Origin of the sequence: Siccirubricoccus soli (genome assembly GCF_024178315.1) — a bacterium.
Classification (GTDB): domain Bacteria; phylum Pseudomonadota; class Alphaproteobacteria; order Acetobacterales; family Acetobacteraceae; genus Siccirubricoccus; species Siccirubricoccus soli.
Genome location: NZ_JAMZIK010000030.1, coordinates 72331 through 95399, shown reverse-complemented (window position 1 = coordinate 95399; position 23069 = coordinate 72331). Strand labels below are relative to the sequence as shown.

The window sequence follows — 23069 nt, the reverse complement described above, 5'->3', positions numbered from 1 at the left end:
CCGCCAAGCCTGGAACGCTAGCGCGGAGGCATGTATCATGATTGCTAAGCCCGCTAAGTGGTCGGGCCAGCGGGGCTTTGTGGCTCTGGTGCCAATTTAGGCACCCTAGCTAGGCTCTGGGGCGGCACTGCGAGTGCGGCAAGCTGGGGGGAGCGCCAAGGCTACCACCCTCTCCGATTCGGAGAGGGCTACGTCTCAACTGATTTCGCACGATCTACCGACTGCGCGTGCTCTGCCCAACGTGCCAGCCACTTTCTTCGCTCAGGTAGGAAGTCATGGCGTTGATAGATGCCGGCAACGCCGGGCTTCCGGTGGGCGAGGATGGCTTCGATCACATCATGCGGGCAGCCCAGCCGCTGCAGGCCGCTAGCAGTGGTCCGTCGCAAATCATGCCACGTCCACCCCTCGGTGCCGCTTTCGCGCTGGAGCAACTCTAGACCGCGGGAGAAGCCCGAGACTGGCTGATCGAAGCGCCGGGGCGATTTGAAGACCCATCGTGCTCCGTCGAGATCCCCAATCTGGAATTGGAGCGCGGGGAACATCGGCACCACGTGGGGCCGGCCGCCCTTCATCCTCGCTGCGGGAATCAGCCACTGCTCGCCTTGGAATTCATCCACCGGTGCATCTGCGGCCTCACGCAGCCGCAAGCCGGTTAGCAGCAGTACGCGCGCCAGCCGCGACCACACCGGCACCGCCGACTTCCATACCGCGGTGAGCTCCAGGTCGGAGAGAATCCGCTCGCGTGGTTTACCGGAGGAGGGAAGGGCGATGAGATGCGTCGGATCGTTTTCCAAATCGCCGCGCCTGACGCTGAAACGGAACGCCGCGCGTAACACGCTGCCGGCCCGGTAGGCGCTGGGCCCGCCCCGTTGGTCGGCCACCGTGTCGAGGAACTTGGTGATGTCGCGGCGAGTAAGGGTGGTGGCGTCGCGCTCATGGATAGGTGCCAGGAGCACATCGGCTACCCACTCAATCTGGTCGGGGTCACGGCTCTCGGCACGCACGTGCCGGGTTATGTAGGTCTTCAGCACTGCCTTGACCGAAGTGCCTCGTGGCGGCGGCAGGGCGGGCGTGGTCGGCTCCGGCGGCGCCACAGGCGCGAAACCTGCGCGCGCTCGCACTATGCCCTCCTGGGCTGCCGCACGGGCCGCGGCAAGCCCGATCTCCGGGTAGGTGCCCAGCGCCGCCTTCCGAACGCGGCCATCCTGACGCCAGACGAGGGTCCACGTCTTCCGGCGCGTGCCTACCCGGAGAACCAGATTGTCCCCGTCGTGCAGCTCAGAACCTGGCTTCGCGCGGCGGCACGCCAGATCGTTCAACAACCCCATCGGTAGCCCCAATCTCGGGTGCGTTTCGGGTGCTCACCCGCCCGGATGGGGACAGTTTAGCGCGGTCAGCCCGGTACCTCAACGAACATATTCGGACTCTAAGCCTTTGAGATACCGAGTGCCGCCGCCGGGACGTCAGGCCATGTTCACCATGATGGTCTTCTTGTGGGTGAAGTGCTCCAGCATCGCCTCCAGCGAGGCCTCCTTGCCGAGGCCCGAGGACTTCACCCCGCCGTAGGAGAGGTTGGCCTGCACCACGAGGTTCTGGTTGATCTGCACGAGGCCAGCTTCCAGACGGTGCGCCAGATCCAGCCCGACCTTGAGGTTGTTGGTCCAGAGCGAGGCGGCGAGGCCGTATTCGCTGTCATTCGCCTCGGCCAGCACGCTCTCCGGATCGTCGAAGGGCGCGATGACGGTCACCGGGCCGAAGATCTCCTCCCGCACCAGCCGGCTCTCCTTGGTCAGGCCGGTGAAGATGACGGGCTGGATGAACAGCCCCTTCTTCAGCGCCGGATCGCTCGGCATGGCGGAGCAGACATGGGCCGTGGCGCCCGGCGTCTTCGTCCCCTCCTCGATGAAGGCCTTCACCTTCTGGAGCTGACCCTCGGAGACGATGGTGCCGATATCGGTCTTCTCGTCCAGCGGGTCGCCCATGACCATCTTGTTCACCGCGTCCTTCATGGCGGTGACGAAGCGGTCGAAGATCGGGCGTTCGACATAGATGCGGCTGGCGGCGGTGCAGCTCTGCCCCTGGCGGGTGAAGCGCATGGAGGTCAGCGCGCCGGCGACCGTTTTCTCGAAGTCGCAATCGGCGAAGACGATCATCGGGCTCTTGCCGCCGAGCTCGAGCGTGACGGGCACCAGCTTCTCCGCCGCCGCGCGGGCGACGATCTTCCCGGTCTCGACCGAGCCGGTGAAGGTCACCTTGCGCACCAGCGGGTGGGAGACGAGCGGCGCGCCGCATTCCGGCCCGAAGCCCGACAGCATGTTGAACACGCCCGGCGGCAGGATGCGGTTCATCAGCTCGCAGATCCGCAGCACCGCGAGCGGGGCTTCCTCCGCGCTCTTCACCACCACGGAATTGCCTGCCACCAGCGCCGGCGCCACCTTCAGCGCCATCAGCAGCATCGGCACGTTCCAGGGGATGATGGCGCCGACCACGCCGAGCGGCTCCCGCACCGTCACGGAGAGGACGTTCGGCGCGAAGGGCACGGACTCGCCCTTCAGCTCGGAGCCGAGGCCGCCGAAGAACTCGAAGATGTCGGCCACCACGCCGGCCTCGACGCGGCTTTCGGTGCGCAGCGCCTTGCCGGTCTCAAGCGCGATGAGCTTCGCCAGCTCCTCCTGATGCTCCTTCAGCAGGGCGGCGCATTGATGGACCAGGGCGCCACGCTTCCGCGCCGGCAGCTTGGCCCATTCCTTCTGCGCCTTCGCCGCGTTCTGCACCGCGGCCTCGACATCCGCGGCGTCGCCCTCGGCGGCTTCCGCCACCTGCTGGCCGGTCGCCGGATTCACCACGGCGAAATTCTTGCCGTTCCGCCCGGGCACATAGCCGCCGCCGATGAAGTGGTAGCCGGACAGCGCCTTGGCCAGCGCGAAGGGATCGAGCAGCGGGGCGGCGGGGGTCGGCATGGGCCGGTCGAGCATCGGGTCCTCCCGGGGATCTCTGAGGTCGCGACCATGGGCCGGCAGGGGGCGAAGGGCAAGCGGGGAGGGGGCGCCGCACCGCACCGCTGCCGCACCGATCCGCAAGCCGGTTCCCGCCGCGCTGCCATCTGCCCTAGGCTGTCCCCGATTTGCAGGAGCACGAGGCTGCATGGCGTCCACCAGCATCACCCTTCCTGAATCGCGCAACTGGCTGGAACGGCTCTGGTCCACCATCGCCGAACGCGGCCGCGCCTTCGCCGACGTGCCGAGCACCAGCCTGCCGCCGCTGGACCGGGCCCGCTCCCTGGCCGAGACCCTGCTCTCCGAGCGGGGCGAGGCCTCCGGCGCCGCCGTCGCCCGGGCGCTGCGAGACGCCTTCGCCGCCCTCTCGGTGGAGGATCGCCTCGGCTTCTATCGCTTCCTCGCCGAGGGCTTCGCCCCCGATGAGGCGGAGCTGCGCGCCGCCGCCGAGGCCTGGCTCGCCAGCCCCGGCGCCGAGGCCGCCGCCCGCCTGGCGGACGCCGCCGAGCCGCCGCGGCAGGAGCTGCTGCGGCGGATGAACCACAGCCCCGGCGGCACCGCCACGCTGGTGAAGATGCGGGAAGAGCTGCTCGGCCTGCTGAAGGCCCAGCCCAGCCTGCGGCCGCTCGATTCCGACCTGCGCCACCTGTTCAACTCCTGGTTCAACCGCGGCTTCCTGGAGCTGCGGCGGATCGACTGGCAGACCCCCGCCTCGGTGCTGGAGAAGCTGATCGCCTATGAGGCGGTGCATGAGATCCAGGGCTGGGAGGATCTTCGCCGGCGGCTGGAGGCCGATCGCCGCTGCTTCGCCTTCTTCCACCCTGCCCTGCCGGGGGAGCCGCTGATCTTCGTCGAGGTCGCGCTGGTGCGCGGCATGGCCGGCGCGGTGCAGCCGCTGCTGGTGCGGGATGGCGAGATCGGTCGCGCCTCCGAGGCCGATACCGCGATCTTCTATTCCATCTCGAACTGCCAGGAGGGGCTGCGGAGCATCTCCTTCGGCAATTTCCTCATCAAGCAGGTGGTGGAGGAGCTGAAGGCGGAGCTGCCCCAGCTTGCCCGCTTCGCCACCCTCTCCCCCGTGCCCGGCTTCCGCCGCTGGCTGGAGCGCAGGCTGGGCGGGGAGGCGAGCCCCTTCCTGCCGGAGGAGGCCCAGGCCCTAGTGGCGGCCGCCGGGGAGGAGGATGTGGTCGCCGCCTTCAAATCCCTGGTCTCGCCCGGCTGGCCGGAGGACCCGGCGCGGGAGGCGGCGCTGCGCCCGGCGCTGCTGCGCCTGGCCGCCAGCTACCTGACGCGGCCCAATACCGGCATGGGCGGGATCGACCCGGTGGCGCGCTTCCACCTCGGCAACGGCGCGCGGCTGGAGCGGGTGAACTGGCTGGGCAATGTGGCAGAGCGCGGGCTGCGCGAGAGCTACGGGGTGATGGTGAACTACCTCTACGACCCCGATGCCATCGAGGCGAACCACGAGGCCTTCATCCATTCCGGCCAGGTGGTCCGCTCGGCGGCGGTGGAGGCGCTGCTGGCGCCGGCGAAGCCGGCCGTGCCGGCGGGCAGCCGCTTCGCCCTGGGGCGGCTGCTGGGCGGGGAGGAGAAGGCGCCGGCGCGGGCGGGCTAACGCGCTGCGCGAAGCAGATTGTCCAACTACAGCCATTCGAATATATTTGTTCCGAATGTGCAGAGAGACAGCGATGCCACCGGCTCAGGCCCCATTTCAGCCGGGTGGCATCGCGCCCGGATTGTCAGCCTATTTCGACCTCGTCCGCTTCGGTGCAGCCGCGGTGGTCTTCCTTGATCACCTCTGCCCGGTCCTGTTCGGCACGCCGACCTCGCTGTTCCCCGGGCATGACGCCGTCATCGTCTTCTTCGTGCTGTCCGGCTATGTCGTGGCGATGGTCGTCGACCGCCGGGAAACCTCCCCCACGGCCTTCGCCACGGCCCGGCTGGCGCGGCTCTGGTCGGTGATGGTCCCCGCGCTGCTGCTCGGCCTTGCCCTCGATGTCGGGATGAAGGGGGAGCTGGAGCTGGCGGCGGTGGTGGCGTCGTTGCTGAACCTCGCCTTCCTGGCCCAGCTCTGGCTGCTGGATATCGCGCCGCCGCACAACCCGCCCATGTGGTCGCTTTCATATGAGGCCTGGTACTACTTGGTGCTCGGCCTCTGGCAGTTCGGGCGAGGTCACCGGTGGTGGCTCGCAGCGGGCGCAGTCTGCCTCGCCGGACCCAAGATCGTGGTGCTCCTGCCGGTCTGGACCCTAGGCGTCCTGCTCTATCGCTGGCGGCCGAGGCTGGAGCCGCGCCTGGCTGCCGCCCTGCTGGCCCTGAGTGTCCTGCTGTATGTCGGTGCCTACGTCATCGATCTCCCGAACCAGGCCCGAACCTTCCTCTCCGCCGTCACCTCCGGGCGGTCATGGCGCCTGGGGGCATCCACCGCCTTTCTGGCGGATTATCTGCTGGGGTTGGTGATCGCGCTGAACTTCATCGCCGTGGACAACCTGCCCCGGCTCGGTCGCCTGCTCGCGGCCATGCGTCCGTTCTGCGCAGGTCTCGCCTCCTGCACCCTGAGCCTCTACCTGTTCCACAAGCCGCTCCTGACCCTGCTGCACGAAGGGCTTGGCATCGGACCGGTGGCGACCTTCCTGGCGATTATCGCGCTGATTCCACTGCTTGCCCTGGCGACCGAGCACCAGCGGCACCTGTGGCGGAATGCCCTGGCCTCGCCGCTGCGCCGACTCATGCCCATACCCCGGTGAGCGGCGGCAGGCGCCGGCCCGGCGGGGAGTGCTGGACTTTCGGCGGCGCTGCCTTATCCCTGTCACCCCTCGGATGGCACCGCGCGGCGCGAGCCCCGGGCCTTCCACGGTTTGGGCCCCGCCTGCCGGCCCGGACGGGAATCGATCGCAGAAGGAGCGCCGCCCTACCATGTCTGCCCCGCCGACTGGCCCCCTTTCGGGCCTTCGCGTCCTCGACCTCACCCGCGTGCTGGCCGGGCCCACCTGCACCCAGATGCTCGGCGACCTGGGCGCCGAGGTGATCAAGATCGAGCGGCCGGAAGCCGGCGACGACACCCGCGGCTTCGCCCCGCCCTTCGTCCCGAAGACCAAGGAAAGCGCCTATTTCGTCGGCGTGAACCGCAACAAGAAGTCGGTCACGCTCGACATCGCCAAGCCGGAGGGCCAGGCGGTCATCCTGAAGCTGCTCGAGAGCTGCGACATCCTCGTCGAGAACTTCAAGGTCGGCGCGCTGGCCAAGTACGGCCTGGGCTACGAGCAGCTCGCGGCGAAGTTTCCCCGCCTCATCTACTGCTCCATCACCGGCTTCGGCCAGACCGGCCCCTACGCCCCCCGCCCGGGCTATGACGCGCTGATCCAGGCCATGGGCGGCGTCATGTCCCTGACGGGCGAGCCCAAGGGCTCTCCGCAGAAGGTGGGCGTGCCGGTCGCCGACCTCTTCGCCGGCCTCTATGGCTGCATCGGCATCCTCGCCGCGGTGAACCACCGCCACGCGACCGGGGAGGGGCAGCAGATCGACATCGGCATGCTGGACACCCATGTCGCCTGGCTGGCCAACCAGGGCATGAACTACCTGGCGACGGGCGAGAATCCGCCCCGTCTCGGCAACCAGCACCCGAACATCGCGCCCTACCAGGAATTCCCGACGAAGGACGGCTACATCATCCTGGCGGTCGGCAACGACCCGACCTTCGAGCGCTTCTGCAAGGCCTTCGGCCAGGAACACCTGCTGAGCGACCCGCGCTTCGCCACCAACCCCATCCGCGTGCAGAACCGCGACCTGGTGACGGAGACGCTGACGCCGGTGATGCAGAGCAAGACCACCGCCGAGTGGATCACGGCGCTGGAGGCGCAGAAGATCGGCTGCGGCCCGATCAACACGCTGAAGGACGTGTTCAGCGACCCGCATGTGCAGGCGCGGAACATGGTGGTGGAGATGCCGCATGCCTCGGGCGAGACCGTGCAGGTCATCGCCAACCCGGTGAAGCTCTCCCGCACCCCGCCCTCCTACCGCAGCGCCGCACCGGTGCTGGGGCAGCATACGCAGGAGGTGCTGCGCGAGGTGGTGGGGATGAGCGAGGCGGAGATCGCCGGGTTGAAGGAGAAGGGGATTCTCTGAGCCTGTGCCGGGGGAGGGCCTTGCCCTCTCCCGGACCCCCACCCACCAAAGGCCGAAGGGCCTTTGGAAACCATGGGTTTGGGCGCAACGCTGAGGGGCTGAGCCGCGTTCGGCCTGGCATGATCCCCTTTCGCGCCCGTCCCCCCTGGCTTGGCGGCACGCTGCAGACCTTGCGCGCGCTGCGCTATCCCATCCCGGCTGCCCTGCCGGCAGGGCATCGCCTCTGGCTGCCGCTGGGCGATGGCGATGCGCTGGCCGCCATGCTGCACGCGCCGGAGGCCGCCGCCCATCGGCCGCTTATCCTGCTGGTGCACGGGCTGACGGGCACCGAGGACGACCCCTATCTGCGCGAGGCCGCCCAGGGCCTGCTGCGCCGGGGATTTCCGGTGTTGCGGCTGAACCTGCGCGGCAGCGCCTTCTCCCAGCCGCGCAGCACCAGCCACTACCATCTCGGCCGCAGCGAGGATCTGGCCGTCGCGCTGCGCGCCCTGCCGGCGGCGCTGGTGCGCCATGGCGTGGTTGTCGCGGGCTGGTCGCTGGGCGGCTCGCTGAGCCTGCTGCTGTTGGACCGGCACCTCAGCGAGCCGGGCATGCCGGAGCTGCTGGGGGTCGCCGCCCTCTGCCCGCCGCTGGAGCCTGCCCTGGCCCATGCCGCCATCGACGCGAACTGGCTGCTGGGCCGGGCGCTGCTGGCCATGTACCGGCGGGAGGTGCTGGCGGTGCCGGCAAAGGACCTGCCGGAGCCGCTGCGCGACGCCGCCCGCACCGCGCGCTGCCTGACGGAATTCGAGGCGGAGGTGACGGCGCCGCGCTTCGGCTACCCCTCCTACGCCGTGTTCTGCGAGCTGAACCGCCCGGCCTCCGTGCTTCCCCGACTGCGCCGCCCGGCCCTGCTGCTGATGGCGGCGGATGACCCGCTGGTGCCGGTGGACAGCCTCGCCGGCGTCGATTGGCGCGCCTGCCCGGCGGTGCTGAAGCTGGTGGTACGGGGCGGCGGCCATTGCGGCTTCTATGACTGGCATTGGGAAAGCCTCTCGGTGCGAGCGCTGGGGGCCTTCTGCGAGGGGTTGGCCCAGGGCAGCTCGGGTAAGGAAGCGCTGACGGCGGCGAATGAGGGGGAGGAGGCCGCCGCATCTGCCAATGCCCAGGCGGCGAGCAGCGACGCGGCGTAGCTCCGGCCTGCCACCCACTGGCTGTCGCCGCCGGTCGTCTCCACTGGGCCGTCAGGCAGCAGCCCGTGCGAGCGGTGCCGCTCAGGCGGCGATCGTGAAAGCCGCGCCGGCGAAGCCGCACTGCGCCGGTCGGTGGTGGGTCGTGTCACGTGGCAGCAGGACGGTATCGTGGTGCGGGCCGCTATGCAGCGGCACAGAAGCCGAGGCGGCATCCGCGCGGCATCGCGACCGGGCGCGGGGAGGGCATGCCGCACCCCCTGGTGCTGTCCAGAGCTCCCTGCGATAGCCAGGGGCGGCGCGCAGCTGCGCAAGGCTGCGACCTCAGCCCGCTACGCGCGGCGACATCTCCGCCTCCGATACCGCCACCCGGCTCGCCCGTTGCCCCGGCGCGGCTTTGCCGCGCGGGGCTGCGCGGAGCGCGGTCACTCAGCGCCTCCGGGGCCCCGCGGCGTCACGCAGCGACGTCGTGGGAATGCTAGAGCGTTTTCGGTTTACATGCGTTCACCGAAAACGCTCTACGCCTTTGTTGGCAGAGCAGATTCACGCCTTCGGGTGATGCCGCCCTACGGCGATCTGCTCTAGAACCCCGGCCGCGGCGTCAGCTCCATCACCATCTGGTCGAGACCGCCATCCACCAGGATCTCGGCGCCGGTCACATAGCTGGCCCGCGGGCTGGCGAGATACAGCACCGCATCCGCCATGTCCTGCGGCCCCGCCACGCGCTTCAGCGGCACCATGGCGGCGCGCTTCTCCGCCACGCCCGGCGCCTGGTAGAAGGCCTCCGACAGCGGCGTGCGCACCAGCCCCGGCGAGACGACATTGCTGCGGATCCCCTCTGGTCCCCATTCCAGCGCGAGCTGCTTGGACAGCATGAGCACGCCCGCCTTGCTCGGCGAATAGGCGCCGGAGCGCGGCTGCGGGTTGCGGCCGGCGATGGAGGCGACCGAGACGATCGCGCCGCCCTTCTTTGCCAGCATCTGCGGCCGGAAGGCCTGAGCGCAGAGCAGGTAGCCGGTGAGGTTCACCGCCAGCAGCGCATTCCATTCGGCCAGCGACAGCGTCGCCAGCGGCCCCGGCCGCAGGATGCCGGCATTGTTCACCAGGATCTCCGCCGGCCCCAGCGCCTGCTGTGTTGCTTCGGCGGCCGCCTTGATGCTCGCTTCGGAGGTGGTGTCGCACACCTTCGCCGCCACCTGGCCGCCCGCCGCGCGCAGCTCCTGCTCGACCGCCGCCAACCGCTCCGCATCCAGGTCGAGCAGCATGACCGAGGCGCCCGCCTCGACGAAGGATCTGGCGCAGGCGCGGCCGATGCCGCCGCCCGCACCCGTCACCACGGCCACCTTGCCGCCCAGGCCGAGCCAATCGGTGTTCATTCTGCGTCCTCCCACTCAGGGCCCCGATCTGAGGCCCGAAGGGGAGGGAGGGTCAACCCTTCAGCAGCCTCGCCGCCTTCACCGAGAAATAGCTGAGCACGCCGCTGGCGCCGGCGCGCTTGAAGCCCATCAGGCTTTCCAGCATCGTCCGGTCGTGGTCCAGCCAGCCATTGTTCACGGCGGCCATGATCATCGCGTATTCGCCGCTGACCTGATAGGCGAAGGTCGGCACGCCGAAGCGGTCCTTCACCCGGCGGATGATGTCGAGATAGGGCATCCCCGGCTTTACCATCACGGTGTCGGCGCCCTCGGCGAGGTCCATCGCCACTTCGCGCAGCGCCTCGTCCGAATTGGCCGGGTCCATCTGGTAGGTCTTCTTGTCGCCGCGCAACGCCTGGCTGTTGCCCAACGCATCCCGGAACGGGCCGTAGAAGGCGGAGGCGTATTTGGCGGCGTAGGACATGATGCGGGTGTCGATGAAGCCCTCGGCGTCCAGCGCCCGGCGGATGGCGCCGATGCGGCCATCCATCATGTCGGAGGGTGCGATGACGTCGATGCCGGCCTCCGCCTGGTTCAGCGCCTGGCGGACCAGCACCGCCACGGTGTCGTCATTGTGGATGTACTCGCCGGTGCGGGTCTCGCGGAACACCCCGTCATGGCCATGGTCGGTATAGGGGTCCAGCGCCACGTCGCCGATCAGCCCGACCTCCGGGAACTCCCGCTTCAGCTCGCGCGCCGCGCGGCAGATGAGGTTGTCCGGGTTCAGCGCCTCGCTGCCCTCGGCATCCTTCGCCTCGGCGGGCGTGGCCGGGAAGATGGCGATGGCGGGAATGCCGAGCTTCGCCGCCTCCTCCACATGCTTCGCCACCCGGTCCACGGTGACGCGCACCTGGCCGGGCATGGAGGCGACGGGGCGCTCCTCGTTCTTCCCCTCGATGACGAAGATCGGCCAGATCAGGTCATCGACGGAAAGCGTGTTCTCCGCCACCAGCCGCCGCGTCCAGGTATCCCGCCGGTTGCGGCGCAGGCGGACCGCAGGATAGGCGCCGGGCGACGGCGCCTCCTCCGCCAGCTCCGCCCGCCCCATGCCCATCCTGCGATCCGCATTCATGTCCGTGCTGCCTTCAGCGCCTGGTCGAGGTCCGCGATGATATCATCGATATGCTCGATGCCGATGGAGAGCCGCACATAGCCCGGCGTCACGCCGGTCGCGGCCTGTTCCTCCACCGAAAGCTGGCTGTGCGTGGTGGTGGCGGGGTGGATCGCCAGGGACCGCGCATCGCCGATATTGGCGACGTGGTAGAACATCTTCAGCGCGTTGATGAACTTCGCCCCGGCCTCGGCGCCGCCGGCCAGCTCGAACCCCATCAGCGAACCGTAGCCACCCTTGAGATAGGCATCTGCCCGGCGCTTCGCCTCGCCCCGCTGCAGGCTCGGATGGATCACCTGGGTCACGCCGGGCTGCTCGGCCAGCCAGGCGGCGACCTTCAGCGCGTTGCTGCAATGCCGCTCCATCCGCAGCGGCAGCGTCTCCAGCCCCTGGATATGGAAGAAGGCGTTCATCGGCGTCGTCGCCGCGCCGAGGTCGCGCAGCAGGCAGGTGCGCATCCGGAGGATATAGGCGATGGGGCCGAGCGGCTTCGCCGCTTGGGTCCAGATCGCGCCATGGTAGCTGGGGTCCGGCGTGTTCAGCGTGGGGAAGCGATCGCCGCCGGCCTCCCAGTCGAAATTGCCGCCATCCACCACGATGCCGCCGATGCTGGTGCCGTGGCCGCCGATGAATTTGGTGCTGGAATGCATCACCACGGCGGCCCCATGGGCGAGCGGCTTGCACAGGATGGGCGCCGCCGTGTTGTCCATGATGAGCGGCACGCCGAGCTTCCGCCCGATCGCCGCCACCTCGCCGATCGGGAAGACCTGCAGCTTCGGGTTCGGCAGGGTCTCGGCGTAGTAGGCGCGGGTCCGCGCATCGGTGGCGCGGGCGAAGGCCTCCGGATCGGCGGGGTCGACGAAGCGGACCTCGACGCCCATGCCCTTCAGCGTGTTGGCGAAGAGGTTCCAGGTGCCGCCGTAAAGATCCGTGGAGGAGACGATGTTGTCCCCCGGCTGGGTCAGGTTGAGGATGCAGAAGCTGGTCGCCGCCTGGCCGGAGGCCACCGCAAGCGCCGCCACCCCGCCCTCCACCGCCGCGATCCGCGTTTCCAGCGCATCCTGCGTCGGGTTCATGATGCGGGTGTAGATGTTCCCCAGCTCCTGCAGCCCGAACAGCCGGGCGGCGTGGCCGGTGTCCTGGAACTGGTAGCTGGTGGTCTGGTGGATCGGCACGGCGACGGAGCCGGTGCTGGGATCCGCACGGTGGCTGCCGCCATGCAGCGCCAGGGTCTCGGGATTGGAGCTGGTGACCATGGGGTCCTCCCTTTGCGGCGCTATCCCTGCCATGTCCAGGGCCATGACGGAAGCGCGATGGTGCTGGGATGGTTCGGGCGGCGCGTGGTAGGCTGTGACCATGAACATAGCGCTGCGCCGGCCCATGGGGCTCGCCGAGTTCCTCGCCTGGGAGGAACGGCAGGAGCGGAAATGGGAATATGACGGCTTCGCCCCGGTGGCGATGGTCGGGGTGACGGTCGCGCATGCCCTCATCCGGGGGAATCTGACGACGGCGCTGCGGAACCGGCTGCGTGGCACGCCCTGCCGCTTCTACGGGCCGGAGCTGAAGGTGCAGGTGGCCGGCTCGATCCGCTACCCGGATGGCTTCGTCGCCTGCTCCCCCGCTGCGGCCAATGACCGGGTGCTCCATGACCCGGTGGTGCTGTTCGAGATCCTCTCGCCCGGCACCCAGGCCATGGACCGCATCGTCAAGGCCCGCGAATACCGCGATACCCCCTCCGCCATGCGCTACGTCATGCTGGAGCAGGACCGGCCCGCCGCCACCATCCATGCCCGGGAGGGGGACCGCTGGATGGTGAGCATCCTGGTCGCCGGCGAGACCCTCGAGCTGCCGGAGATCGGCATCTCCCTGCCGCTGGAGGAGCTCTACGAGGAGGTGCCGTTCCCGCCCCCCGCCGAGGAGGACGCGGCCGAGGCCTGATCCAGGCCCGGCCCAGGGCCGCGCCCCGCGCTATCGCGCCCCCCGGCCGGAAGTGCTAAGGCGCCGGCATGAGCGCCCTCACCATTGCCATCGGTGGCGACCATGCCGGCCTGCCGCTGAAGACCATCCTCCAGGCCGCCCTGGCCGAGGCCGGGCACAGCCTGCTGGATTTCGGCACCAACAGCCCGGATTCCGTGGATTACCCGGATTTCGCCCACAAGGTGGCGGAGGCGGTGGAGGCCGGCTCGGCCCGCTTCGGGGTGCTGGTCTGCGGCACCGGCATCGGCATCGCCATCGCCGCCAACCGCCACCCCGGCATCCGTGCCGCCGTGCTGCACAACACCACGGAAGCCCGCCTGACCCGCGCCCATAACGATGCGAATGTCGCCTGCTTCGGCGCCCGGCTGGTGGGGCCGGAGCCGGCGCTGGATGCGCTGCGCAGCTTCCTCGCCACGGAATTCGAGGGCGGCCGCCATGCCCGCCGCCTCGCCAAGCTGATGCCCGCCTGAGAGGCCAGGACCGCCGAGATGAACGAAACCGCCGCCTACCGCATCCCCGAGCGCTTCTTCCAGGCCGGCCTCGCCGAGGCCGACCCCGAGCTGGCGGCCGCCATCGGCCAGGAGCTCGGCCGGCAGCAGGACGGCATCGAGCTGATCGCCAGCGAGAACATCGTCTCCTGCGCCGTGCTGGAGGCGCAGGGCTCGGTCCTGACCAACAAATACGCCGAGGGCTATCCCGGCCGCCGCTACTATGGCGGCTGCGAATATGTCGATGTGGCGGAGACGCTGGCGATCCAGCGCGCCTGCAAGCTGTTCGGCTGCGGCTTCGCCAATGTCCAGCCGCATAGCGGCGCCCAGGCCAACCAGGCGGTGTTCCTGGCGCTGCTGCAGCCGGGCGATGCCTTCATGGGCCTCGACCTCGCCGCCGGCGGTCACCTGACGCATGGCTCGCTCGCCAACCTCTCCGGCAAGTGGTTCAAGCCGGTGCCCTATACCGTGCGGCGCGAGGACCAGCGCATCGACATGGCGGAGGTCCGCCGCATCGCGCTGGAGGCGAAGCCGAAGCTGATCATCGCCGGCGGCAGCGCCTATGCCCGGCACTGGGACTTCGCCGGGTTCCGCGCCATCGCGGATGAGGTCGGCGCCTATTTCATGGTGGACATGGCGCATTTCGCGGGCCTCGTCGCCGGCGGCGCGCACCCCTCGCCCTTCCCGCACGCCCACATCGCCACCACCACCACGCACAAGACGCTGCGCGGCCCGCGCGGCGGCATGATCCTGACCAATGACGAGGCGCTGGCGAAGAAGCTCAACAGCGCCGTCTTCCCCGGCCTGCAGGGCGGGCCGCTGATGCATGTGATCGCCGCCAAGGCGGTCGCCTTCGGGGAGGCGCTGAAGCCGGAATTCCGCGCCTATTCCCGCGCCGTCGTCGCCAATGCCGCGGCGCTGGCGGAGGAGCTGAAGGCGCAGGGCCTCGACCTCGTCACCGGCGGCACCGACAATCACCTGCTGCTGGTGGACCTCCGGCCGAAGAAGCTGACCGGCAAGGCCTCCGAGGCGGCGCTGAACCGCGCCCATCTGACCTGCAACAAGAACGCCATCCCCTTCGACCCGGAGAAGCCGATGGTGACCTCCGGCGTCCGCCTCGGCACCCCGGCGGCGACTACCCGCGGCTTTGGCGAGGCCGAGTTCCGCGAGGTGGGCAAGCTGATCGGCGAGGTGCTGGACGGCCTGGCCGCGGCCAACGCCCCGGACGGCAACACGGCCGTGGAGCAGAAGGTGAAGGCCAAGGTGCTGGATCTCTGCCGGCGCTTCCCCGTCTATCCGGGCTGAGCCTGCCGAGGAGAGGGCGTTGCGCCCTCTCCCCGCAATACTTGGTATTTCCTCCGCCTCCGTCACGCCATAGATTGTGGCAGAGACGGAGACTCGCCATGCGCTGCCCGTTCTGCGGACGCGACGATACCCAGGTGAAGGACAGCCGACCGGCCGAGGAAGGCGCGGCCATCCGCCGCCGCCGCTCCTGCCCCGGCTGCGGCGCCCGCTTCACCACCTTCGAGCGGGTCCAGCTCCGCGAGATCACGGTGGTCAAGACCGATGGCCGCCGCGTGCCCTTCGATCGCGAGAAGCTCGCCCGCTCCATCCGCGTCGCGCTGCGCAAGCGGCCGGTGGAGGAGGATCGCATCGAGCGCATCGTCAACGGCATCCAACGCAAGCTGGAGACCGAGGCGGAGTCCGAGGTCACCTCCCGCCAGATCGGCGAGATCGTCATGGACACGCTGAAGGGGGTGGATGAGGTGGCCTATGTCCGCTTCGCCAGCGTCTATCGCAATTTCGCCGAGGCGCGGGATTTCCGGGAGTTCCTGGGGGCGCTGAAGAAGGACTGACATCGGCGGCACGGGCCTGCCGAGCCTCAGAACTCCTCCAGCAGCCGCCCGAAGCCGGACACCCGGTCGGCAATCCCCCGGCTGCGCAGCGCATGCCACCAGGTGGCGGCGTTGATGGCGATGACCGGCTTGCCGAAGAACAGCTCCGCCGCCGCCGCCAGCCGCACCATGGAGAGGTTGGTGCCCACCTGGACGATGGCGTCCACGTCATCCCCGTCCAGCGCCTGCAGCACCGGCACCAGCTCGGCCGGCGTCACCCGGGCGATGGCGGTCCAGGAGCTGCATTGCAGCGCCCGCTCCCGCACCACGCTGAAGCCCATATCGGTGAAGTAGCGCGCCACTTCGGCATTCATCACCGGCCAGTAGGGAGAGAGGAAGGCGATCCGCCGGACCCCTGGATAGGCCCGCAATGCCGCGGTGCAGGCATGGGAGCCGATGGTGACGCCGATGCCGCTCGCCTCCTCCACCTGGCGGATGAAGCGGTCCGCCCCGGCGGCGCCGTCGAAGAAGGTGACGGCGCTCATGCCCATGATCAGGTGGTCGGGCTCGCAGGTCATCACGCTGCGCACCGCCTCCAGCGTGTTGTCGCCGATCAGCGAGATGCCGCTGCGGAAGCTGTCGTTGCTGATCGCCTTGGCGTTGGGCGTGAAGATGCGGCTGTAATGCGCGGTGATTCCGGGCGGCCGCAGCATCTCGAAATCCGGCTGCACCACGGTGTTGGTGGAGGGGCCCATGACGCCGAACACCGCCCGCCAGCCCAGTACATCCGGCATCTCGCCCTCCCTCGTCCTGCGCCGCGCCAGCCTGCCATGCGGCGTGGCGTTGCGGAACCCGGGGCGGCGGCGTAACGAGGCGGCGGAGGGGGAGACATCGATGCGCCTGCCCGTTCTTGCCGCCACGCTGTCCCTCGCCGCCGCTGCCGCGAGCGCCCAGTGGCAGCCCACCGAGCAGGCGGATGCCGGCGGCCGGCCGGTGCGCTTCCTCGCCACCAACGCCGCCGCCTTCGTCACCGAGCGGGGCAGCACCAGCGAGGCCCGGGCGCAGCTGCGCGTGCTGGCGGAGATGGTGGTGCTGGCCAATGGCGATGCGCATATCTGCTTCGAGCGGAAGCGCCCGGTGGCGGTGCGGCTGCAGGTGGATGGTGGCCCGCTGCTGCAAACCCAGGCCGTGGAGGTGCTACCGGGTGGCCGCCTGCTCCGGCTCGACCGCCGGGCGGAGGCGGCGGTGCTGACGGCGCGGGATGCCATCCTCGTCGAGACCGAGGATGGCTGCGGCACCCGGGCGGAGATGCGCTTCCCCGCGACCGGCCTGCCGCCCGTCCTCCCCCTGGTCCGCCCCCGGTAGGGAGTCGGCTGGTCCTACCCCCAGGGCCTGAAACTCCCACCGGGGTCCGGGGATCGGTCCGGTCCCCGGCGGGGGTTGGCGGCACTGCCGCCAGCGGGCAGAGCCCCTGGAGGCCTTCCCTCAGCCCGGGCTCGCCAGCGGGATCTCCGCCGCGCGCTCCAGCGCCCGGGCGCCGCGGAAGACGAGGTCGTCCCGGTAGAGCGCCGCCGCCAGCTGCACCGCGCGCGGCATGCCGTGCTCGTCCAGCGCCACCGGCACGCTGATCGCCGGCTGGCGGGTCAGGTTGAAGGCGAAGGTCCAGGGAGCCCAGTCGCGCCACAGCGCCTCGGTCGGGCGGATGGTCGGCTGGTCCGCGGCGAAGGCGGCGGTGGGCGTGCAGGCGGTCAGCACCAGATCGTAGCGCTGGTGGAAGCGGGCCATGGCGTGCGCCGCCTCGATCCGCAGCGCCTCGGCGCCAAGGAAGTCGATGGCGCTCATGCCGCCCTCGCGCTCCGCCACCTCGGCCAGCCCGGCATCGAGCAGGGGGCGCTTCTCCTCGGGCGTCGTCGCCACCAGCCGGGCCAGCGCCACGCCCCAGACCCGGCCGAAGATGGCGCGGGTATCGGGCAGCCCGGGGTCGGCCTCCTCGACGATGGCGCCCTGCTCCTCCAGCAGCTTCGCCGCGCCCAGCAGCACCGCCTCGCCATCGGCGTCGAGCGGCGGCTCGAAGCCGAGGCGACGGACCAGGGCGACGCGCATGCCGGCGACGCCGTCCTCGATGCCGGCGCGCCAGTCCCGCGGCTCGTCCGGCAGGCAGAAGGGGTCGCGGAGGTCATGCCGCGCCATGGCGGAGAACATCAGCGCCGCGTCGCGCACCGTGCGGGTCATCGGCCCGGCGCAGGCGACATTGGCGAAGGCGCCGAGCGGCCATTGCGGGATGCGGCCGAAGCTCGGCTTCAGCCCGACCAGCCCGCAGAAGGCGGCGGGGATGCGGACGGAGCCGCCGGCATCGGTGCCGATATGCAGCGGCCCGAAGCAGGCCGCGCCGGCGGCGCCAGCGCCGGAGGAGGAGCCGCCCACCGTCCGCTGCCGGTTCCAGGGGTTGCGGGTGATGCCGTGCAGCGGGCAGTCGCCCGGGGATTTCCAGCCGAATTCCGTGGTGGTGGTCTTGCCCAGGATGACGGCGCCGGCCTGCTTCAGCCCCATCACCGCCGGGGCATCCTCGGTGGCCGGGGTGGCGGGGGTGGTCTTGCTGCCGCGGCGCGTCGGGAAGCCGGCGAGGTTCAGCAGATCCTTCACCGTGCTCGGCACGCCGTCCAGCAGCCCGATGGGGCGGCCGGCCATCCAGCGCGCCTCGCTCTCCCCGGCCTCCCGCAGGGCGTGCGGGTTCATGGCGGCGAAGGCATTGACCCAGGGGTTGTAGAGGGCGACGCGCTGCAGGACCGCCTGCAGCACCTCCACCGGGGAGAGGGCGCGGCGGGCATAGAGGCCGAGCAGGGTCTCGGCGGACATCAGGGCGGGGTCGGTGGGAGTGGTCATCGGGTCGCCTTGCTGGAAGGCTGCCATGGTGCGCCGACCGGGAGGGCGGGAAAAGCCGCCCACCTGCAGCTTTCGGACAAATGCCCTGCTGCGCTGCCCGGGCCGGGTCTGCCGGTCGCGGACAAATCACTCCTGCTGTCCGGTCCGGAGGTCCTGATTGGGGGAGGGGGATGGGGCATGGAGGCCGGGTGCCGACGGAGTTTGGCACAACATAGGAATATTTGCCCGGGCGCAAGCCCCAGGAACAGGCAAGGCCCTGTCAGGGCCTGGAATGGGGCGAAGCGGCGCAAGGGTCTTGCCGGATGTCTCAGAGCCAGCGCATCGCCGCCGCATCGGAATCCCCGGGCTGGCTGTTGAAGGCCAGCCTGGCGCGGGGGGCCCGCTCATGCAGGAGGTTCATCAAGCGCTCGAACTGAAGGGCCATGGGCGGAAGGGTGCGCAGGCCAGCCCCGACCACGATCACGTCGTAGCTCCCCCGGGCAAGCGCTTCCGAGACCTGCGCCTCGACCGTCTCGGCATCCTTGGTAAGCAGCAGGGAAGCGGAATGGCCTGCGGCCTCAAGACGCGCCAGGGACCCGTTCAGCCCTTCCATGATCCTGGCCGCGGACATGTTCTTCGGCGCGTCCGGTGCGTCGAAGTCGATCTCGGCCGGATCTTCGCCGATGATGAGGACCGATTTTCCCATGCCGGTTGCTCCTGCTGGCCTGTCAGCGCCTAACGCCGGAGCAGGCGAGAGGTAGCCCAGGCGGGTGCGGCCCCGGCCGGACCTTGCCGCCCACCCTTGCTTTCCGCCCGCCCTTGGCCCCATGCATCCCCGCATGACGCCCGACCTCCACCTGCACAACAGCCTCACCCGCACGAAGGACCGCTTCGTGCCGATCGACCCCTCCCATGTGCGGATGTATGTCTGCGGCCCCACCGTCTATGACCTGGCGCATATCGGCAATGCCCGGCCGGTCATCGTCTTCGACGTGCTCTCCCGCCTGCTGCGGCGGCTCTATCCCCGCGTCACCTATGTCCGGAACATCACGGACGTGGATGACAAGATCAATGCGCGGGCGGCCGAGAGCGGCGAGCCCATCTCTGCCATCACCGCCCGCACCACGACGGATTTCCACCGCGACATGGCCGCCATCGGCGCCCTGCCGCCGGATGAGGAGCCGCGCGCGACGCAATCCATCGCGCCGATGATCGCGCTCATCGAGAAGCTGATCGCCCGCGGCCATGCCTATGTGGCGGAGGGGCATGTGCTCTTCTCCGTGCCCTCCTTCGGCGAATACGGCGCGCTCTCCGGCCGCAGCCCCGAGGAATTGCAGGCCGGCGCCCGCATCGATGTCGCGCCCTACAAGCGGGATGCCGGGGATTTCGTGCTGTGGAAACCCTCGCCCCCCGGCGTGCCGGCCTGGGACAGCCCCTGGGGCAAGGGCCGCCCCGGCTGGCATATCGAGTGCTCCGCCATGTCCTGGCAGGCGCTTGGGGAAATCTTCGACATTCATGGCGGCGGGCACGACCTGATCTTCCCGCATCATGAGAATGAGCTGGCGCAGAGCCGCTGCGCCTTCGGCACCCCGCGCATGGCCAATATCTGGCTGCACAACGGCATGCTGCGGGTCGAGGGCGAGAAGATGTCCAAATCCCTCGGCAATTTCATCGTGCTGCGGGAGCTGCTGGCGCGCGGCGCCTGGGCGGGCGAGGCCTTCCGCCTGACCGTGCTGCGCACCCATTACCGCGCCGATCTGGACTTCACCCAGGCGGCGCTGGAGGAGGCGAAGGCGGAGCTGGACGACCACTACGCCATGCTGGCCCGCGCCGTGGCACCGGCCGATGGCCATGAGGCGACGCAGCAGGAGATGGTGGAGTGGGCGCTCGCCCCGCTGCTGGACGATTTGAACACGCCGCTGGCGCTGACCCGGCTGCGCGACCTGCGGACGCTGGAGAATGTGGCCAGCGTCGGCGGCAGCGCCACCGCGGTGCTGGGGCGGATCGGCAAGCCCTGGCCGGTGGTGGCGGGGCTGGCGGCGGCGGCCTTCCGCGAGGCGGCCGAGGTGCTCGGCCTCTGCGCCGGCGATCCGGCGGCCTGGCTGCAGGGCGGCGAGGATACGTCCTGGGTGGAGCAGGCCATCGCCGACCGGCTGGCCGCCCGCAAGGCGCGCGACTTCGCCGCGGCCGACCGCATCCGGGACGAGCTGAAGGCGAAGGGCATCCTGCTGGAGGATGGGCCGCAGGGCACGACCTGGCGGCGGACATGAGGCGGGCGCGCGCCCTTCCGTCATGGCCGGGCGTGGCGCGGCGCCAGGCCATGGATGGCCGGGGCCGGCCCGGCCATGCGCCGGCCGGGGAAAGCGCTCGCCGCCGGGCCATGGGCGGCGCGGTATGAGCGAGGATCATGCCCCCTCCAACGAGGATTGGATCGACGCCCTCAAGCGCATCGCCCTGACCGACCCGAAGCGGGCCTGGTTCCAGGCGCATCTCGCCGCGCCGGGCTGCGTCGCCGGGGAGGCGGCGCTGGCGGCGGCGGCGGGGCAGGAGATCGCGGCCTATCGGGCGCTGGCGGTGGAGCTGGCGGCGGCGCTGGACCGGGACGCGCCGGCGGAGCCGCTCGCCCTGCTGGCGGAGCCGGTGGCGGGCGGCTGGAAGCTGCGCCCGGCGCTGGCCTTCGCCCTCGGCGCCCATCGCATCCTGCCGGAGGCCTGGACGCGGGGCGGCAAGCCCGCTGCCGATCTCGTCCCGCCGCCGGGGGAGAGTCCGATCATCGTGCTGGTGCGGCCGCAGCTTGCCGAGAATATCGGCACGGTGGCGCGGGCGATGGCCAATGGCGGGCTGTTCCATCTGCGGCTGGTGGCGCCGCGCGATGGCTGGCCGCAGGACCGCGCCTGGCGCACCGCCTCGGGCGCCGATGCCATCCTGGAAGCGGCGCAGCTCTTCCCCGATGTGCCGAGCGCGGTGGCCGATTGCCACCGCGTCTTCGCCACCTGCCCGCGGCCGCGCCACATCGTCGTGCCGCTGCGCACCGCTCGCGCGGCGGCGGAGGATCTGCGGGAGATCAACGGCCGGGCGCTGCGCGCCGCCGTGCTGTTCGGGCCGGAGCGGGCAGGCCTCGAGAATGACGACGTCGCCTGCGCCGACACGCTGGTGCGCTATCCGCTGAACCCGGCGCATATGTCGCTGAACCTGGCCCAGGCGGTGATGATCCTGGCCTATGAGTGGTGGACGGCGGCCGAGCCGACGCCGCCGCGCCAGCTCCAGACCCATGCGACGAAGGTGGCGACCAAGGGGCAGCTCGAGGGCTTCCTCGACCGGCTGGTGGCGGAGCTGGATGCCAGCGGCTTCCTGGAGCCCGCGCATAAGCGCCCCGGCATGGTGCGGAACCTCCGCCACTGGTTCGAGCGGGGCGAGGTGACGGAGCAGGAGCTGCGCACCCTGCACGGGGTGGTGACGGAGCTGAGCCGCGGGCGGATGCGGCGGGGGCGGCCGGAGGAAGATTGATGTCGTTTAGATCGGCACGGCCACCCCGCGGATGTTCTGCCGGCTGGAACTCTAACCGGGGAGACGCGGCAGGACGTAGGTGTTCCAGGCGGCGTCAGAAAGCGTAATCGATGCGACGAAGTTGTCCGACGTAAGGACTATCGCGCTGGGACCAGCCTCAAGATAGTTCCTGATCATTGCAACCGCGCCCTGGTCCAGATAATGAGCGCCGCGTCCCTCAAGCATAAACTGGCCAGGAATTGTCTTCGAACGTGCCTGTGCTGCGATATCCCAGATTGCATTAAGGAAGCGCCTGACTCTGGGCGTATCCGATGGAGGCTTTGACAAGTTCGCAGGCTTGTGCGGCTTTCCGCGGCGGACCGAAGGGCTGACATCCCCTGTGAGAGCCGACTCGATATCGGGTGTAATCTGATATGTTTCCATCGGAAGCGTCCTTGCTCACACGATGGTAACGATTCGGGACTGTTGTTCCTATCTCAAATCTTCTTCGCCAGCTTCCGTGCCAGCACATAGCCCAGCAGCCCGGCGACCGGCGCCGCCGGCAGCACCAGCAGCCAGCCGATATGCGCGCCATTCACCGCAAGGCCGAGCCCGACCCCGAGCATCAGCCCGCCGACAAGGCTGCCGACCACGCCGGCGGTCAGGCCAAGGACCAGGATCTCTTCGCGCGTCACCATGGCCGGGGATTACGGGGACGGACCGGGGTTTGACAAGCCGGGGAGGGCGCTTCTATAGGCCGCGCCTCCTCCTGGGAATGTGGACATGGCTCCGGGCCATGCGCCCGCCCTTGCCCGTTCGGGGCCTGGGACTACCGGGACAACAGCGAAAGGAAGGGCTGCCCGCATGACGGGCGGCAGGACTGCACTATGACCAAGCGCGTCGAGAGCAAGTACAAGATCAACCGCCGCCTCGGGGTGAACCTCTGGGGCCGGGCCAAGAGCCCGATCAACAAGCGCGAGACCATCCCCGGCCAGCACGGCGCCCGCCGCAAGCAGAAGCCCACGGACTTCGGCGTGCAGCTGATGGCGAAGCAGAAGCTGAAGGGCTACTACGGCAACATCGGCGAGAAGCAGTTCCGCAAGTACTACGAGGAAGCGGTCCGCCGGAAGGGCGACACCTCGGAGAACCTGATCGGCCTGCTGGAGCGGCGCCTGGATACCGTGGTGTACCGGATGAAGCTGGCGGTCACCCCCTTCGCGGCGCGGCAGTTCGTCAACCACGGCCATATCCTGATCAACGGCAAGCGGCTCAACATCCCCTCCTATCAGGTCAAGGAAGGCGACCTGATCGAGGTGAAGGAGAAGTCGAAGCAGCTCACCTCCGTGCTCGACGCCGCGCAGAGCGGCGAGCGCGACGTGCCGGAGTACATCGAGATCGACCACCGCGCCATGCGCGGCCGGATGGTCCGGGTGCCGAAGCTCTCCGACGTGCCCTACCCGGTGCAGATGGAGCCGAACCTGGTCGTCGAGTTCTACTCCCGCTGATCACCCGCAGGCGGCAAGCCCGCCTGCCGCGCCTTTCCTCCGGGCGCCGTGGCGATGGCCGCGGCGCTCGTTGCGCATCCAGGGCAGGAACGCCGGCGGC

General features: G+C 69.8%; 21 protein-coding genes. 12 read left to right on the top strand and 9 right to left on the bottom strand.

Going from position 1 to position 23069, the window contains the following annotated elements:
- Positions 1 to 188: 188 nt before the first annotated feature.
- A complete protein-coding gene (locus tag NJ376_RS05765) occupies positions 189 to 1319 on the bottom strand; it encodes a tyrosine-type recombinase/integrase (protein ID WP_252952279.1) in 1131 nt (376 codons plus the stop codon).
- A gap of 144 nt (positions 1320 to 1463) precedes the next feature.
- Positions 1464 to 2975, bottom strand: coding sequence for an aldehyde dehydrogenase family protein (locus NJ376_RS05760; protein WP_252952278.1), 1512 nt, complete (start codon positions 2973 to 2975; stop codon positions 1464 to 1466).
- Positions 2976 to 3144: 169 nt separating this feature from the next.
- On the opposite strand from NJ376_RS05760, the gene NJ376_RS05755 reads away from it, so the two are divergent.
- The 4 genes from NJ376_RS05755 to NJ376_RS05740 all read left to right on the top strand — a co-directional run bounded on the left by NJ376_RS05755 (position 3145) and on the right by NJ376_RS05740 (position 8293).
- Positions 3145 to 4611 carry a malonyl-CoA decarboxylase gene (locus NJ376_RS05755; protein ID WP_252952277.1) on the top strand — a complete coding sequence of 489 codons (1467 nt, stop codon included), beginning with the start codon at positions 3145 to 3147 and terminating at the stop codon, positions 4609 to 4611.
- Between the two features lie 73 nt (positions 4612 to 4684).
- A complete protein-coding gene (locus NJ376_RS05750; RefSeq protein WP_252952276.1) occupies positions 4685 to 5743 on the top strand; it encodes an acyltransferase family protein in 1059 nt (352 codons plus the stop codon).
- A gap of 169 nt (positions 5744 to 5912) precedes the next feature.
- Complete coding sequence (locus tag NJ376_RS05745) at positions 5913 to 7121, top strand: CaiB/BaiF CoA transferase family protein (RefSeq protein WP_252952275.1); 1209 nt, start codon at positions 5913 to 5915, stop codon at positions 7119 to 7121.
- A gap of 119 nt (positions 7122 to 7240) precedes the next feature.
- Positions 7241 to 8293, top strand: a complete 1053-nt coding sequence (locus tag NJ376_RS05740; RefSeq protein WP_252952274.1) for an alpha/beta fold hydrolase — start codon at positions 7241 to 7243, stop codon at positions 8291 to 8293.
- A gap of 578 nt (positions 8294 to 8871) precedes the next feature.
- Here NJ376_RS05740 and NJ376_RS05735 read toward each other — a convergent pair.
- The 3 genes from NJ376_RS05735 to NJ376_RS05725 are packed head-to-tail and all read right to left on the bottom strand — an operon-like array spanning position 8872 to position 12072.
- Entirely contained in the window at positions 8872 to 9666 is a 795-nt protein-coding gene (locus NJ376_RS05735; RefSeq protein ID WP_252952273.1) for an SDR family NAD(P)-dependent oxidoreductase, read from the bottom strand.
- A gap of 52 nt (positions 9667 to 9718) precedes the next feature.
- A complete protein-coding gene (gene hemB / locus NJ376_RS05730) occupies positions 9719 to 10753 on the bottom strand; it encodes a porphobilinogen synthase (protein WP_252952332.1) in 1035 nt (344 codons plus the stop codon).
- 20 nt (positions 10754 to 10773) lie between these two features.
- Entirely contained in the window at positions 10774 to 12072 is a 1299-nt protein-coding gene (locus NJ376_RS05725; RefSeq protein ID WP_252952272.1) for an O-acetylhomoserine aminocarboxypropyltransferase/cysteine synthase family protein, read from the bottom strand.
- A 100-nt stretch (positions 12073 to 12172) separates the two neighbouring features.
- Here NJ376_RS05725 and NJ376_RS05720 point away from each other — a divergent pair, with 100 nt between their 5' ends.
- The 4 genes from NJ376_RS05720 to nrdR all read left to right on the top strand — a co-directional run bounded on the left by NJ376_RS05720 (position 12173) and on the right by nrdR (position 15137).
- Complete coding sequence (locus NJ376_RS05720; RefSeq protein WP_252952271.1) at positions 12173 to 12754, top strand: Uma2 family endonuclease; 582 nt, start codon at positions 12173 to 12175, stop codon at positions 12752 to 12754.
- A gap of 68 nt (positions 12755 to 12822) precedes the next feature.
- On the top strand, positions 12823 to 13263 hold the full coding sequence (rpiB, locus tag NJ376_RS05715) for a ribose 5-phosphate isomerase B (RefSeq protein WP_252952270.1): 441 nt from the start codon (positions 12823 to 12825) through the stop codon (positions 13261 to 13263).
- An 18-nt stretch (positions 13264 to 13281) separates the two neighbouring features.
- On the top strand, positions 13282 to 14586 hold the full coding sequence (glyA, locus tag NJ376_RS05710; protein ID WP_252952269.1) for a serine hydroxymethyltransferase: 1305 nt from the start codon (positions 13282 to 13284) through the stop codon (positions 14584 to 14586).
- 98 nt (positions 14587 to 14684) lie between these two features.
- Positions 14685 to 15137 carry a transcriptional regulator NrdR gene (gene nrdR, locus NJ376_RS05705; protein WP_252952268.1) on the top strand — a complete coding sequence of 151 codons (453 nt, stop codon included), beginning with the start codon at positions 14685 to 14687 and terminating at the stop codon, positions 15135 to 15137.
- A 26-nt stretch (positions 15138 to 15163) separates the two neighbouring features.
- Here nrdR and NJ376_RS05700 read toward each other — a convergent pair whose 3' ends face one another.
- Positions 15164 to 15910: a maleate cis-trans isomerase family protein gene (locus tag NJ376_RS05700; RefSeq protein WP_252952267.1), complete on the bottom strand. Its 747-nt coding sequence runs from the start codon at positions 15908 to 15910 to the stop codon at positions 15164 to 15166.
- On the opposite strand from NJ376_RS05700, the gene NJ376_RS05695 reads away from it, so the two are divergent.
- Positions 15870 to 16481 carry a hypothetical protein gene (locus NJ376_RS05695; RefSeq protein ID WP_252952266.1) on the top strand — a complete coding sequence of 204 codons (612 nt, stop codon included), beginning with the start codon at positions 15870 to 15872 and terminating at the stop codon, positions 16479 to 16481. The two genes, NJ376_RS05700 and NJ376_RS05695, sit on opposite strands and share 41 nt — an antisense overlap.
- Before the next feature lie 120 nt (positions 16482 to 16601).
- Here the strand turns inward: NJ376_RS05695 and NJ376_RS05690 are convergent, their stop codons facing one another.
- Positions 16602 to 17999, bottom strand: coding sequence for an amidase (locus tag NJ376_RS05690; RefSeq protein WP_252952265.1), 1398 nt, complete (start codon positions 17997 to 17999; stop codon positions 16602 to 16604).
- Between the two features lie 307 nt (positions 18000 to 18306).
- Entirely contained in the window at positions 18307 to 18684 is a 378-nt protein-coding gene (locus tag NJ376_RS05685) for a hypothetical protein (RefSeq protein WP_252952264.1), read from the bottom strand.
- 121 nt (positions 18685 to 18805) lie between these two features.
- On the opposite strand from NJ376_RS05685, the gene cysS reads away from it, so the two are divergent.
- Together cysS and NJ376_RS05675 are read left to right on the top strand one after the other, a co-directional pair.
- Positions 18806 to 20248 carry a cysteine--tRNA ligase gene (gene cysS, locus NJ376_RS05680; RefSeq protein WP_456309010.1) on the top strand — a complete coding sequence of 481 codons (1443 nt, stop codon included), beginning with the start codon at positions 18806 to 18808 and terminating at the stop codon, positions 20246 to 20248.
- Positions 20249 to 20678: 430 nt separating this feature from the next.
- Positions 20679 to 21485, top strand: coding sequence for an RNA methyltransferase (locus NJ376_RS05675; RefSeq protein WP_370287984.1), 807 nt, complete (start codon positions 20679 to 20681; stop codon positions 21483 to 21485).
- A 476-nt stretch (positions 21486 to 21961) separates the two neighbouring features.
- Here NJ376_RS05675 and NJ376_RS05670 read toward each other — a convergent pair whose 3' ends face one another.
- Positions 21962 to 22162, bottom strand: coding sequence for a hypothetical protein (locus NJ376_RS05670; RefSeq protein WP_252952262.1), 201 nt, complete (start codon positions 22160 to 22162; stop codon positions 21962 to 21964).
- 189 nt (positions 22163 to 22351) lie between these two features.
- Between NJ376_RS05670 and rpsD the strand changes: the two genes are divergently transcribed.
- Positions 22352 to 22969 (top strand): 30S ribosomal protein S4, encoded by a 618-nt coding sequence (gene rpsD, locus NJ376_RS05665; RefSeq protein ID WP_252952261.1) that lies wholly within the window; start codon positions 22352 to 22354, stop codon positions 22967 to 22969.
- Positions 22970 to 23069 lie beyond the last annotated feature (100 nt).